Source organism: Brotaphodocola sp., from assembly GCF_050873065.1.
GTDB lineage: Bacteria > Bacillota > Clostridia > Lachnospirales > Lachnospiraceae > Brotaphodocola.
Genome location: NZ_JBNMIC010000009.1, coordinates 23,504 through 37,376, shown reverse-complemented (window position 1 = coordinate 37,376; position 13,873 = coordinate 23,504). Strand labels below are relative to the sequence as shown.

Below are 13,873 nucleotides of genomic sequence, written 5' to 3'. Positions count from 1 at the left end.
TCATATTTTCGATGAAGATCCGTGAATATGGCAGCTTTTTTGCTTAGGAGAAGAGAACGAGATTAAAGATGCGCCGGTGACACCTGCATTTACCTGAAACGGTATTCGCTCGGGGTCAGATGTTCCCATTTTTTGAAGCAGGAACAGAAATGACTCTCGTCGGAGAAACCGGAGCGGAACGCGATTTCCTTGATGGAAAAATCACTGCTCTTTAAGAGCAATTTTGAGAAAGAGAGCCGGGCGGCAATCAGATACTGATAGGGGGTCATGCCGGTCTCTTTCGTGAAGACGCGGGTGAAGTAATACTGGCTTAGGGAAGCCTTTTCTGCGAGATCCTGAAGGTGGATCTTTTCAGAGAAATGCTCGTTGATGTAGTTGATTGTTTCTTTTAAGAAGAGGGGAGAGGAATCGCCGGGATTCTTGTAGTCTAAAATGTCGTTGAGCATGGAGGTGATCAGACTTGAGATCTGAGGCTCATTGACGGGAAGACTGTTTTTGAAATTCTGGTAGATTTTTTCAAGGGAATACTGGATTCCAAGAAAATTGGGGTGAAGAAAAACAGTTCCAAGGCGGGAGGTGATCTGCTCATAGTAAGGTCTTGCGAGAGGGCCGTCAAAGTGGAGCCAGAGGGATTTCCAGCCGGTCTGGCTCTCGTACTGATGGGGCTTGTAGCAGTCGATCAGAACGATGCTGCCGCGGGAAGCCCTGGTGACAGTGTCGTTTACGGTCACCGTGCATTCGCCGTCTGTGATCAGCATCAGCAGAAAACTGTCGTAGCTGGCACGTTTGAGAAAATATCCCGGAAGATAGTGAAAAAATCCGGTATAAGTGGGGTAGAAAAACAGAGTCTGGGCAGTCTGGCTGGCCGTATAAAAATAGTAATCCGAATCTTTGGAAACAAATTTTTCGTATGATTTCATTGAAATTCTCCTTCATTTTCCATGTTGCTTTTTTGGTGACAGGAAACCGTAGAGTGCATAATCCAGTATAGTAAAAAAATGGAACGAATGCAATGAAAAGATGAAAAGTGGAGAGCAATTTTTTTATATGAATGGGCAAGATCAAAACTTGAAGAGACGCAAAAAAATAATAAAATAGAGATATGAAAAACAGCAAAAAACGATGATTTTGTATAAAGGAGGATGCGGAATGGAGGAAGTAAGAGTATGGGAAGAGCGCGTGATGATTCCGACTTATGAGGTCGGAGATCCGGACAAGAATCCCATGTTTCTGGAAAAAAGAGTGTATCAGGGAAGCTCGGGAAAGATTTATCCTTATCCGACAACAGAGAAGATCAGCAGGGAGAAGAAAGACAAGGCGTATCAGGCAGTTTTTCTTGAGAATGAGTATCTGAAGGTCATGGTGCTTCCGGAGCTGGGCGGACGAATCCAGAGAGCTTACGATAAGACAAACGGCTATGATTTTGTCTACTACAACCATGTAATCAAGCCGGCTCTCGTCGGTCTGACCGGACCGTGGATTTCCGGAGGAATCGAGTTCAACTGGCCGCAGCATCACCGCCCGACAACCTTCATGCCGGTGGATCATGTGATCCGTGAGAATGCGGACGGCAGCAAAACGCTTCTCGTGAACGATGTCGATCAGATGTATGGAACAAAGGGAATTGCAGCATTCACGCTCTATCCGGATCGCGCTTACATTGAGATCACGGGCCAGCTCTACAACCGCACTCCGCTTCCGCAGACTTTCCTGTGGTGGGCGAATCCGGCTGTCGCAGTCAATGACCACACCCAGTCGATCTTCCCGCCGGATGTTCACAGTGTGTACGATCACGGAAAGAGAGATGTCTCCCGTTTCCCGATCGCAACAGGTGTGTACTACAAATACGATTACAGCCGTGGAGTCGATATTTCCAGATACAAGAACATTCCGGTACCGACTTCATACATGGCAGAGAAATCCGACTATGATTTTGTCGGCGGTTACGATTACGGAAAACACGCTGGAATTCTCCATGTGGCAGATCATCATGTATCTCCGGGAAAGAAGCAGTGGACCTGGGGATGCGGAGATTTCGGAAAAGCGTGGGATCGCAACCTGACAGATGAAGATGGCCCGTACATCGAGCTGATGACCGGTGTCTACACCGACAACCAGCCGGATTTCACCTGGCTGAAACCGTTTGAGGAGAAGACGTTCAAACAGTATTTCATGCCGTATAAGGCAGTCGGACAGGTAAAGAACGCGACCACGGATGCGATGCTGAATATGGAAGTGCGCGAGGACGGAATCTATGTATGTGCCTATGCGACAAAGGTCTATGAGGATGCCCAGATTGTCGTGACTGTGAACGGAGAGGAGGCATACAGAGAGAGTGCAAAGATCTCTCCGGTGGATATTTATGAGAAGACGATCCCGGTAAAGGCAGTCGAGGAGACGTCAGTGAAAGTTTCTGTTGAGTGGAACGGAAGAGAGCTTGTCTCCTATCAGCCGAAGGAGCAGGGCATTCCGGAGCTTGCAAAGCCGGCAAAGGCAGCGAGAGACCCGGAGGACATCATGACGAATGAGGAACTGTACCTGACCGGTCAGCATATCGAGCAGTACCGCCATGCAACTTACCTTCCGGACCCGTACTACTTAGAGGGACTCAAGAGAGATCCGGGCGACATCCGCATCAACAATGCATATGGAATGCTTCTTCTCAGAAGAGGGTGCTTTGAGGAGGCAGAGAGATATTTCCGCAAGGCGATTGAGCGTCTGACAAGCATGAATCCGAACCCGTATGACAGTGAGGCGTACTACGATCTTGGACTTTCCCTGTTCTATCAGGAGAAATATGAGGATGCCTACGATGCATTCTTCAAGGCAACGTGGACGAATGAGCAGCAGGAGATGTCCTTCTACTATCTGTCTGCAATCGCTGCGAGAAAGGGCGAGTGGGAGATGGCTCTCGGACTTGTGGAGAAATCTCTCGTAAAGAATGCCCACAATGTGAAGGCAAGAGGACTCAAGGCGACGATTCTCCGCTATCTTGGACGTGAGGAAGAGAGAAAGGCATGGGCAGAGGAAAATCTGAGTCTGGATCCGTTTGATTACCGCACACTGTTTGAGCAGGTATTTGCGGGTGAGAGCAGTCAGATGGAGAAAATCTGTGAGCTGTCGAGAAACTTCCATGAGACGTATCTGCAGACGGCGAGAGATTTTGCGGAGTGCGGCTGCTATGACGAGGCGTGCAGAGTCTTAAAGACGTATGAGGGCGATAAGCCGATGGTTCACTATTACCTTGCATATTATCAGGAGCGTCTCGGAGCGTGCGGGGAGGCAGAGCGGGAGACTCTGGCCGCAGAGCAGGCTTCTCCGATTTACTGTTTCCCGAACAAGCTCGAGGATATCGCAGTTTTGAAGTCCGCAATCAGAAGAAATGCACAGGGGGCAAAGGCATATTACTATCTGGGCTGTCTCTACTACGATAAGCTGCAGTTTGAGAAGGCGATCGGGCTCTGGGAGAAATCGGAGAGTCTGGATGATACCTATCCGACCCTGCTTCGAAATCTGGCAGTGGCAAACTACAATAAGCAGGCTGATCCGCAGGGAGCGAGAAGACGTCTGGAGCGCGCATTTGAGTTAGACCAGTCGGATGCGAGAGTCTTCCTTGAGCTCGATCAGCTGTACAAGAAACTTCAGGTACCGGCCGAGGAGCGTCTGGAACATTACAGAAAGCATCTTGAGCTGATTGAGGAGCGCGATGACCTCTACACCGAGTATGTGACTGTGCTGAATCTTTGCAGACTGCACAAGGAGGCTTATGAGGCGATCATGGCTCACCAGTTCCGTGCGTGGGAAGGTGCAGAGGGAAGAATCACAACCCAGTACAAGACGGCACTTCTGGAGATGGCGAAGGAGTCCATCCACGGCGGCCGCTATGAGGAGGCAAAGGACGAGCTTGAGAAAGCGCTCTCCTACCCGGAGAACCTCGGAGAGGGACGTCTCGAGGGAACGAAGGACAACCATCTCTACTACACTCTGGGTCTTGTGTGCGAGCATCTCGGAGATCAGGAGAAGGCAAAGGAATGCTATGAGAAGGCAACGCTCGGCGCGATGGAACCGGCAGGAATGCTCTATTACTACGATCAGCCGGCAGACATGATTCTCTATCAGGGACTTGCCGAGGAGAGACTCGGAAGACAGTCAGGCGCAAACACGAGATTTTATAAGCTCGTAGATTACGGCGAGAAGCATGTCAGAGACCAGGTGAAGTTGGATTACTTTGCAGTATCGCTTCCGGATTTCCTGATCTTTGATGAGGATCTGAACAAGCGCAATCAGGCACACTGCTACTATCTGATGGGACTTGGAATGCTCGGACTTGGCAGAGATGAGGAGGCAAAGGAGAACTTTGAGAAGGCACTCAGCCTTGATCCGGCGCATCAGAATGCGGGAATTTACCTGAATATGACGGGATGCCGGGAGGTGTATTGAGATGGCAGAGATCGAGAGAATCACGGTGGAAAATTTTGCACCGTTTGGCTCTGTGATTGAGTTTCCGAAGGACAATCATGACAACTTTTACATTGTGGAGACGGAGGAGACTGAGCCGTGGAGACTGGCAGTCTTCCGATACAGCAACCATGAGATCCAGAGGATTGAGCGTCATCCGACGTCGAAGGAGAGCTTTGAACCTCTGTCCGGGACAACGCTTCTTCTGACAGCGGAGACGGACACTCCGGAAAACTACCACATTTTTCTTTTAGACCGTCCGATCTGCTTAAAGAAAAATATCTGGCATCAGGTTTTGTCGCTGAGTGATGAGGCGGTTGTAAAGATCACGGAGAACCGCGAGGTGGAGTCGGTCTTTTATGATCTTCCAAAGCCGATTCGGACACAGGTGATCGAATAATCAAATATAGACGCGAATGGTGTAAGGCTATCCGGATTGCAGAGAAATCTGTGATCCGGATGGTCTTTTTTTATGAAAAAATAATTCCGAAAAGTGCAAAAAAAACCGGGGCAGATTCCGAAAAAGAAATGATGTGGAAACGCTGGATCGTTATAATGAAGACAGCAGAAAAAGTAAAAAAATTAACAAAAAAGCCCAAAATGGCGGAGAGGAGAGAGACATTTATGGAGAAAATCACAGAAATCCACGGCAGACTTCTGGAAGGCTGCATCTGGGATGAGAGGTGTGATGCTCTGTATTTTGTGGACATCGAAAAATTCCGAATTTATCGCATGACAAAAGCGGATGATCTTAGTTTCCTTTCGCTCCCCACCTATGTCAGTGCGATTGTTCTGAGAGAAGACGGAAAACTGTTGGCGGCGCTTCAGGATGGTCTTTACACGGTGGATTTTGAGCGCGGAGAGACGGAAAAAATCATGGAGAGCGGATTTTCGGATGAAGTTCGCTACAACGACGGAAAGTGTGACCGGTACGGTGATCTCTGGCTTGGAAGTATGTATGTGGATCAGAGCCGGCCGGGGGCAAAAGGCGGAGGAAGCCTGTTCTGTATCCGGGACGGTGCTGTGGCAGCGGAGTACCCGTCATACACGATTCCGAACGGTCTTGACTGGATGGATGGCTGCTTTTTCCACACGGAGACTGGCGAGAAGAAAATTTCTGTGTATGAACAGGAACCGGGAGTCCGGGGCGTCATCGGGAAAAAGGTGTCGGAGATCGATCTCTCCGCGGAGAAAGGTTCGCCGGACGGGATGTGCATAGACCGGGATGGAAATCTGTGGATTGCGATGTGGGGCGGATTTGAGGTCATCGGATACGATCCGAGACGCAAAGAAGTCTTTAAGCGCCTGGAAGTTCCTGATGCGAACGTAAGCTGCTGTGTTTTTGGAGGAAAAGAAAAAAATCGCCTCTTTGTCACGACCGCCAAGGACGAGAATGGCAATGGAGGAGAAGTATACACGGTTTTATTGACCGATTATTGTGGAAAGGCAGGATATCGATATGGAGGCAGGTAAGAAAACCGTTTTAGTCACCGGAGGAGCAAAGGGAATCGGAAGACAGATCTGTCTGACGATGGCAGAAGAAGGGTACAACGTGATTGTCAATTACCGGAGTGATGAGAATGCGGCAAAGACGATCAAGAAACAGATTGAACAGATGGGACGCCGCTGCGAGATCATTTACGGGGATATGTCAAAGCTCGATGACATCCGTGAGATGTACCGCAAGGCATATGAGGCCTTTGATGCGATTGATGTGGTGGTCAACAATGCCGGAATCAGCAGTGAAGTCTATTTCCTCGATGCGACGGAGGAGATGTTTGACCACATGACGGCGGTAGACTGGAAGGGCGTTTTCTTCAGCAGCCAGATTGCGGCGAAGGCGATGATTGCGAGAAAGACAAAGGGAGTCATCATCAATGTCTCCTCGAATCAGGTGGACGGATGCTGGCCGAGAGCAACGATCTATGCGCCGACGAAGGCGGCAGTCAGCAAGTTCACGAAGAATGCAGGAATGGAACTGGCGGGGACCGGTGTGCGCATGGTAGCGATTGCACCGGGATACACGGATGTTGGCTGGGAGCCGGGGGATATCCGTCTGGAGGCGGCAGCGAGACTTCCGCTCCGCCGCTTTGCGACGACGAAGGAAATTGCAAAGGGAGTGGTCTATCTGGCATCCGACGATGCGGACTATATGCTTGGAAGCACACTGACGATCGATGGCGGTGCAACTCTTCCGGTTGTCGCCGCAAATGACTTTGTATAACAGATATTGGGAGATATTGAGAGGGAGGAGCCTCAGATGGAGGAAAAGAAATATTATAATCAGCTTTTGCAGGGAGATGGAGGTGCCTTAAAGCGGGCACTCTATAAGTCCATGGGATTTACGGATGAGGCACTCTCAAAACCGCTGATTGCGATTGTAAACACGTACACAAATGCGACACCGGGACATTACAACATCAATGAATTGTGTGAGCAGGTGCAGAAAGGAATTGAGGCAGGCGGAGGAACGGCGATGACGTTCGGCACGATTGCACCCTGCGACGGAATTGCAGAGGGACACGATGGAATGCGCTACATTCTTCCGTCGAGAGATTTAATCACGTCCTCTGTCGAGTGCATGGTGCGCGCCCACAAGTTTGACGGCATGGTGCTGCTCGGTTCCTGCGACAAGATTGTTCCGGGACTTCTGATGTCTGCGGCCCGCCTTGACATTCCGGCAATCTTCTGCAACGGCGGCCCGATGATGCCGGCCGTCTACAAGGGGAAACATTATGACGGAAATATTGTGACGGAAGCTGTGGGCTGGAAGAAGCGCGGCGCGATCACCGAGGAGGAGTTTGCGGAGATTGAGAATCTGGCAGAGCCATGTGTGGGTTCCTGTGCGATGCTTGGAACTGCGAACACGATGGGCTGTCTTGCGGAAGCGATGGGCATGAGCCTTCCGGGCAGTGCCGTGATCCCGGCAATCTATGCAAAGCGGATGCAGGTTGCCTATGAGACGGGACGTGCCGTGATGGGACTTGTGAAGAGTAAGACGACTGCCCGCAAGATTATCACAAAGAAATCATTGGAAAATGCGATTGCCGTGCTGATGGCGATGGGCGGTTCGACAAACGGAATCATGCATCTTCAGGCAATTTACAGGGAGGCAGGACTTGGAGAGCTGCCGCTTGAGACCTTTGATGAGTGGAGCAGAAAGATTCCGCAGGTTGCCTCGGTTTACCCGGCATCCCCGTATGATATGGTTGATTTTTATGAGGCGGGCGGAGTTCCGGCTGTGATGAAGGAGATTGAGAAGAAACTCAACACGGACTGCATCACGGTTACGGGACGCACGATCGGAGAAAATCTCAAAGATCAGCCGTTTACGGAGCGCAGGGAAGTGATCCGCACTACCGATGATCCGTTCCATGCAAATGGAGGAGTCGCTGTCTTAAAGGGAAATCTTGCCCCGTATGGAGCGGTTGTGAAGCCTGCGGCAATCCCGGAGAATTTGATGAAGTTTTCCGGAAAGGCTGTGGTGTTCAAGAGTGAGCAGGAGGCCTGCAGTGCGATTCTGGATGGAAAAGTGAAGGAGAACACGGTTCTCGTGCTTGCCTATGAGGGACCAAAGGGTGGACCGGGTATGCCGGAGATGTACCGCCCGATGAAGTGCTTAGAGGGAATGAATCTCTCTGGAAGCTGTGCACTTGTGACGGACGGACGCTTCTCGGGATCAAACCGCGGATGTTTTGTGGGTCACATTTCCCCGGAGGCGTATGAGGGCGGCTGTCTCGGTCTGGTTCAGGACGGAGATGTGATTGAGATCGATGTGGAGAACCGCAAAATCACGCTGGATGTTCCGGATGAGGTCCTTGAAGCGCGCAGAGCCGACTGGAAACCGGTTGAGAAGACTCTGAAGCCGGGATACTTAAATGTCTATAAGCGGATCAGCAGATCGGCAGCACAGGGCGCAGTTGTGGAGTAGTCAGACCGTAGTCAGACGCTTAAACGGAGCGCATCCGATATTGGAAAAATGATTAGAAAATAAATGAAATGAATAGCGATTGGAAGAAAACGATCGGGAGAAAAAGAAAAGACAGACGGAGGCAGAATAAATGCTTACATGGAAAGATGACAATGAATTATTTGCAATTATGAAGAAGGAGCTGTATTCCGCAGTAATCGGAGATATCCTTGACAAGATGCACTACACACACCAGTTTTTGCCGCAGCGGATCCAGCCGATCACGGAGGACATGGTTGTAGCGGGAAGAGCGATGCCGGTTCTGGAGGCGGATGCATTTGAAGAGTTGTCCGACGGACAGAATCCGATCATGAAAAAGCAGTTTGGACTGATGCTCGAGGCACTGGATGATCTGAAAGAGAACGAAGTTTACGTCTGCACGGGTTCCTCCCCGATCTATGCGCTGGTGGGAGAGCTGATGTGCACACGCATGCAGATTTTGAAGGCAGCCGGAGCGGTTGTAAATGGATTCCACAGAGATACAAAGGGAATCAAGGCACTGAATTTTCCGTGCTTCTCTTATGGACGTTATGCTCAGGATCAGGCGCCGAGAGGAAAAGTCATTGATTTCCGCGTTCCGATTGAGATGGACGGTGTGAGAATCCGCCCGGGCGATATCATTTTTGGAGATCTGGACGGTGTTCTGGTCATCCCGAAGGAGATTGAGACGGAGGTTATTCAGGCGGCCTATGAGAAGGCAACCGGAGAGAAGATGGTTGCAGAGGGAATCAAGGCAGGAATGGCTGCAAAAGCTTCCTTTGACAAATATGGAATCATGTAAAATTCAGAGAAGATGCAAGGTAATTCTGATTGAAAGATGACAGCAGAGCCGATCAGAATGAAAGAAAAAAGAACCAGCTCCCCAGACGGGAAAACTGGTTCTTTTTCATCCGTAAATATTTAACGGAATGATGAAACAAAATTACTCAACAGTCTTTAAATCAAAACCGAAGTACTTCACTGCGTTGTTGTAGCAGATGCCCTTTACGATCTTCTCAAGAGCCTTCTGGTCATCCGGGTACTCACCGTTCTCTACCCAGCTTCCGAGCAGCTCGCACATTACACGGCGGAAGTACTCGTGACGGGTGTAGGACAGGAAGCTTCTGGAGTCGGTCAGCATACCGATGAAGTTGCCGAGGCATCCCAGGTTTGCAAGGCTGGTCATCTGGTTGGTCATGCCTACCTTGTGATCGTTGAACCACCAAGCAGAACCGTGCTGCAGCTTGCCTGCTGCGGAGGTATCCTGGAAGCATCCGATGATCGTGCCGATTACAGCGTCATCGTTCGGGTTCAGGGAGTACAGGATGGTTCTCGGGATCTCGTTGGTTGCGCTCAGTGCATTCAGGAAATCAGCGGTCTGAGCAGCCGGAGCGTAGTTGTTGATGCAGTCGTATCCGGTATCCGGTCCGAGCTGTTTGTACATGTAAGCGTTGTTGTCGCGCTTGCAGCCGTAGTGGATCTGCATAGCCCAGTCATACTTGTGATACTGCTTTGCAAGGAACATCATGAATGCAGTCTTGTACTTGAGCATCTCCTCGTGGGTAACTTCCTGGCCGGACAGCTTCTTTGCGATGATTGCATCGATCTCAGCGTCGGTTGCCGGAACGTAAACGATGAAGTCCAGACCGTGGTCAGATACGCTGCATCCCATGGAAGTGAAGAACTGCATACGATTGTCGATTGCGCTCTTTAAGGAAGCGAAATCCTTAACCTCAACACCGCTCACCTCAGACAGCTTCTGCATGTAGGAAGCGTACTCCGGCTTTTCGATGTTGGTAGCCTTGTCCGGTCTCCATGCCGGCAGAGCCTGTACGTCGAAGGTCGGATCCTCTTTGATGACTTTGTGCCACTCAAGGGAGTCGATCGGATCATCGGTGGTGCAGATCAGGGTTACGTTGGAAGCCTTGATCAGGCTGCGAACGGTCCACTTGTTCTTTAACTGCTCGTTGCACAGGTTCCAGACTTCCTCTGCGGTATCTCCGCACAGATGTCCGGTGTAACCGAAGTAGCGCTGCAGTTCCAGATGGCTCCAGTGATACAGCGGGTTGCCGATCAGCTTCTCCATGGTCTCTGCCCATTTCTGGAATTTCTCACGATCAGAAGCATCGCCGGTGATGTACTTCTCATCTACGCCGTTGGAACGCATCTGACGCCACTTGTAGTGGTCACCGCCGAGCCATACCTGAGTAATGTTCTCGAACTTGCGGTCCTCAGCAATCTCTCTCGGGTTGATGTGGCAGTGGTAGTCGAGAATCGGCATGCCCTCTGCGTAGTTGTGGAATAATGCCTGAGCAGATTCGGTTGACAGAAGAAAATCCTTGTCCATAAACTGTTTCATTGGAAAAATCCTCCTTAAATGAATATAGTAGATACAACTTACAACTTTTTAAATCCTGAAACTTTTTTAAAACTTTGTTGTTGCTCTTTTTATCAAATCGGCGGCAATCGTAGTCCGGCTGGGCACGTTGACACCGTTGAAAACGCCCATAAGGGTATTGATTGTGGTGGTGCAGAGCGCTTCCACCTTGCTGTCGATCGAGGTCAGCTCCGGGTCTGTGCAGATCGAATACGTCGAGTTGTTGTATCCGACAATGCTCAAATCATCCGGAATTTTGAGCCCCTGCATGTGCGCATACTTGACAGCGCCGACTGCGAGGGTATCGTCCGAGGTCATCACAGCGTCAAAGATAAGTCCATCTTCAGCGAGATGCAGCAGAAGATCGCGGGCGGCGATGACATCCTTCTCACACTGATGGATGTATTCCGGGCGGACGGGAAGTCCGTGTCCGGTGAGCGCATCGCGGTATCCCTTCATCTTATTGGTTCCGCTGAAAGAATTGCTTGTGTAGAGATAAACAATTTTCCGGCATCCGGAAGCGATCAGCTGGCCGGTCGCCTTGTGTGCTGCCATGCGGTCATCACAGACGGTGCAGTAAATGTTCTCGCCCTCGAGATAACCATTGACAAGCATGATCGGAATCTCCTGTGCGCCCTCGAAAATGTAGGAGTTGTCCTTCGCCTTCGGCTCGATGAATTTGGAACCGGCGAGAATGATGGCGTCCACCTTTTTGGAGCGGAGCAGGTTAAAATACTGCTGTTTGGTCTCGAGAGAGTTGCCTGTGCAGCAGAGAATCGAGTCGTATCCGTTCACCCGGAGCTCGCGCTCGAGATAGTAGATCGCGTGGGCGAGATAGGGATCCGAGGAATCCGAACACATGATGCCGATCGTTTTGATGGAGCCAAGCCCCAGTCCTCTTGCAAATACGTTTGGCGTATATCCCAGTTCGTTCATGACAGCGTGCACCCGTGCCCGGGTTTTTTCGCTGACATTGGGATTGCCGTTGAGAACCCGGGAGACTGTGGCGATGGACACTCCGGCTTTTTTCGATACGTCATAAATGTTCATCAGTCGTTCCTCCCTTTTTGTATATTTGAATGAAGCATGATTTGAACATGATTGAACAAGATATTTAAAAGACTGAAAAAATTTTCTGTACAATAATATAGCACAATTTGGAAAAAAATTTTGTACGCATTTTCATAATCTTCAAATACATTCAAATACACATGGTTTTCTGTAAGTACTTACAAGCTAGTACCATTATAACCGCCAACCTGAAATAATGCAAGTGGTTATGAGAGGTTTTGTGGAATTTATTTGAAAAAAATTAAAGATTCCATCTTGACTTATAGAGAGAGTTTAGGTAGAATAATTGTAAGCACTTACAAAACAATTGTGCGCCAGATGACAGAATTCATTCACACAATCAATAGAATCAAATGACAGAGACGGAGCACAGATCATACAGACAACATGGACAGTGCAGAGAGAAAAAGAAACACCACAAGATCATGATCATTAAGATCGCGAGAAAAAGATAAAGGAAGATAAAGGAGAAGAGTTATGCAGGATTTTATCAGAATCAATGAGAACGATAATGTCGCAGTTGCACTCCGTCCGATTGCGAAGGGCGAACAGCTCACAGTCGGCCAGTATCAGGTGACAACGCAGGAGGAGATCCCGCAGGGCCACAAGTTTGCGTTAAAGCCGATCGAGAAGGGCAGTGAGGTTATCAAGTACGGCTTCCGCATCGGATATACAAAGGAAGCAGTTCCGGCAGGCGGCTGGGTTCACGTACACAATTTAAAGACTGCTCTGGGTGATCTTCTTGAGTACCAGTATCATCCGGTTGCTTCCAATCTGAAAGAGTCCGAGCATGCTTACTTTGACGGCTACCGCCGTACCGACGGAAAAGTCGGTGTCAGAAATGAGATCTGGATCATCCCGACCGTTGGCTGTGTCAACAGCATCGCACAGGCTCTCGAGCGTCAGGCAAAGAAGCTTGTCGGCGGCAATGTCGAGGATGTCATCGCATTTACTCATCCTTACGGATGTTCCCAGATGGGCGACGATCAGGAGCACACCCGCACCGTTCTGGCTGACATGATCCATCATCCGAACGCAGCAGGTGTTCTCGTTCTCGGCCTTGGCTGTGAGAACAGCAACATTCCGCTGTTAAAAGAGCAGTATATCGGTGAGTACGACGATCAGCGCGTGAAGTTCCTTCAGTGCCAGGATGTTGAGGACGAGCAGGAAGAGGCAATGAAGCTGCTTGAAGAGCTGGCTGTCTATGCAAATGGTTTCTCCAGAGAGAAGATCGATGCGAGCGAGCTGATCATCGGTATGAAGTGCGGCGGTTCTGACGGTCTGTCCGGAATCACGGCAAACCCGACTGTCGGCGCATTCTCCGATCTCCTGATCTCCAAGGGCGGTACGACGATTCTGACTGAGGTGCCGGAGATGTTCGGAGCAGAGACCCTTCTGATGGATCGCTGCGCAACCCCGGAACTGTTTGACAAGACCGTTCATCTGATCAACGACTTTAAGAATTATTTCAAGAGCCACAACCAGACGATCTACGAGAATCCGTCTCCGGGCAACAAGAAGGGCGGTATCTCCACCCTGGAGGATAAGTCCCTCGGATGTACCCAGAAGTCCGGAAGCGCTCCGGTCAAGGGTGTTCTCGCATACGGCGAGCAGGTAAAGGAAAAGGGTCTGAACCTTTTGTCTGCACCGGGCAATGATCTCGTTGCATCCACTGCACTTGCAGTATCCGGAGCACAGATCGTTCTGTTCACAACCGGACGTGGAACTCCGTTTGCTTCACCGGTTCCGACTGTCAAGATCTCAAGCAACTCCAAGCTGGCCGGCCATAAAGAAAATTGGATTGACTTTAATGCCGGACGTATGGTAGAAGATAAGAGTAAGGAAGAGCTCGCACAGGATCTGTTTGACTATGTGCTGGCAGTTGCTTCAGGTAAGAAAGTAAAGGCAGAGGAGGCCGGATTCCACGATATGGCTATCTTCAAGCAGGGTGTAACTCTGTAAGTTTATCATTCAGAGTCCATTGAATTCATGATCCTGCCTCTGTCATAGAAAGGCGT

At 49.9% G+C, this 13,873-nt stretch carries 10 protein-coding genes; 7 read left to right on the top strand and 3 right to left on the bottom strand.

Going from position 1 to position 13,873, the window contains the following annotated elements; all coding sequences use genetic code 11:
• Window positions 1-89 precede the first annotated feature (89 nt).
• Window positions 90-920, bottom strand: coding sequence for an AraC family transcriptional regulator (locus tag ACR0QE_RS04200; protein WP_432627110.1), 831 nt, complete (start codon window positions 918-920; stop codon window positions 90-92).
• Between the two features lie 229 nt (window positions 921-1,149).
• Here ACR0QE_RS04200 and ACR0QE_RS04195 point away from each other — a divergent pair, with 229 nt between their 5' ends.
• The 6 genes from ACR0QE_RS04195 (at window position 1,150) to ACR0QE_RS04170 (ending at window position 9,209) form a co-directional block, all read left to right on the top strand.
• Window positions 1,150-4,440, top strand: coding sequence for a DUF5107 domain-containing protein (locus tag ACR0QE_RS04195; RefSeq protein WP_432627109.1), 3,291 nt, complete (start codon window positions 1,150-1,152; stop codon window positions 4,438-4,440).
• A gap of 1 nt (window position 4,441) precedes the next feature.
• Window positions 4,442-4,858, top strand: a complete 417-nt coding sequence (locus ACR0QE_RS04190; protein ID WP_432627108.1) for an ureidoglycolate lyase — start codon at window positions 4,442-4,444, stop codon at window positions 4,856-4,858.
• A gap of 224 nt (window positions 4,859-5,082) precedes the next feature.
• Window positions 5,083-5,931, top strand: coding sequence for an SMP-30/gluconolactonase/LRE family protein (locus ACR0QE_RS04185; protein ID WP_432627107.1), 849 nt, complete (start codon window positions 5,083-5,085; stop codon window positions 5,929-5,931).
• The gene (locus tag ACR0QE_RS04180) at window positions 5,918-6,682 is read left to right on the top strand and encodes an SDR family NAD(P)-dependent oxidoreductase (protein WP_432627106.1); all 765 of its coding nucleotides are present in this window, start codon (window positions 5,918-5,920) and stop codon (window positions 6,680-6,682) included. The genes ACR0QE_RS04185 and ACR0QE_RS04180 overlap by 14 nt, the downstream gene beginning before the upstream one ends.
• Before the next feature lie 36 nt (window positions 6,683-6,718).
• On the top strand, window positions 6,719-8,389 hold the full coding sequence (gene ilvD / locus ACR0QE_RS04175) for a dihydroxy-acid dehydratase (protein WP_432627105.1): 1,671 nt from the start codon (window positions 6,719-6,721) through the stop codon (window positions 8,387-8,389).
• Between the two features lie 130 nt (window positions 8,390-8,519).
• Window positions 8,520-9,209: an RraA family protein gene (locus ACR0QE_RS04170; protein ID WP_432627104.1), complete on the top strand. Its 690-nt coding sequence runs from the start codon at window positions 8,520-8,522 to the stop codon at window positions 9,207-9,209.
• Window positions 9,210-9,350: 141 nt separating this feature from the next.
• On the opposite strand, the gene uxaC is transcribed toward ACR0QE_RS04170, so the two are convergent.
• Window positions 9,351-10,766 (bottom strand): glucuronate isomerase, encoded by a 1,416-nt coding sequence (gene uxaC, locus ACR0QE_RS04165; RefSeq protein WP_432627103.1) that lies wholly within the window; start codon window positions 10,764-10,766, stop codon window positions 9,351-9,353.
• 66 nt (window positions 10,767-10,832) lie between these two features.
• A complete protein-coding gene (locus tag ACR0QE_RS04160) occupies window positions 10,833-11,834 on the bottom strand; it encodes a LacI family DNA-binding transcriptional regulator (protein WP_432627102.1) in 1,002 nt (333 codons plus the stop codon).
• 498 nt (window positions 11,835-12,332) lie between these two features.
• On the opposite strand from ACR0QE_RS04160, the gene ACR0QE_RS04155 reads away from it, so the two are divergent.
• Complete coding sequence (locus ACR0QE_RS04155) at window positions 12,333-13,817, top strand: UxaA family hydrolase (protein ID WP_432627101.1); 1,485 nt, start codon at window positions 12,333-12,335, stop codon at window positions 13,815-13,817.
• Window positions 13,818-13,873: the final 56 nt, after the last annotated feature.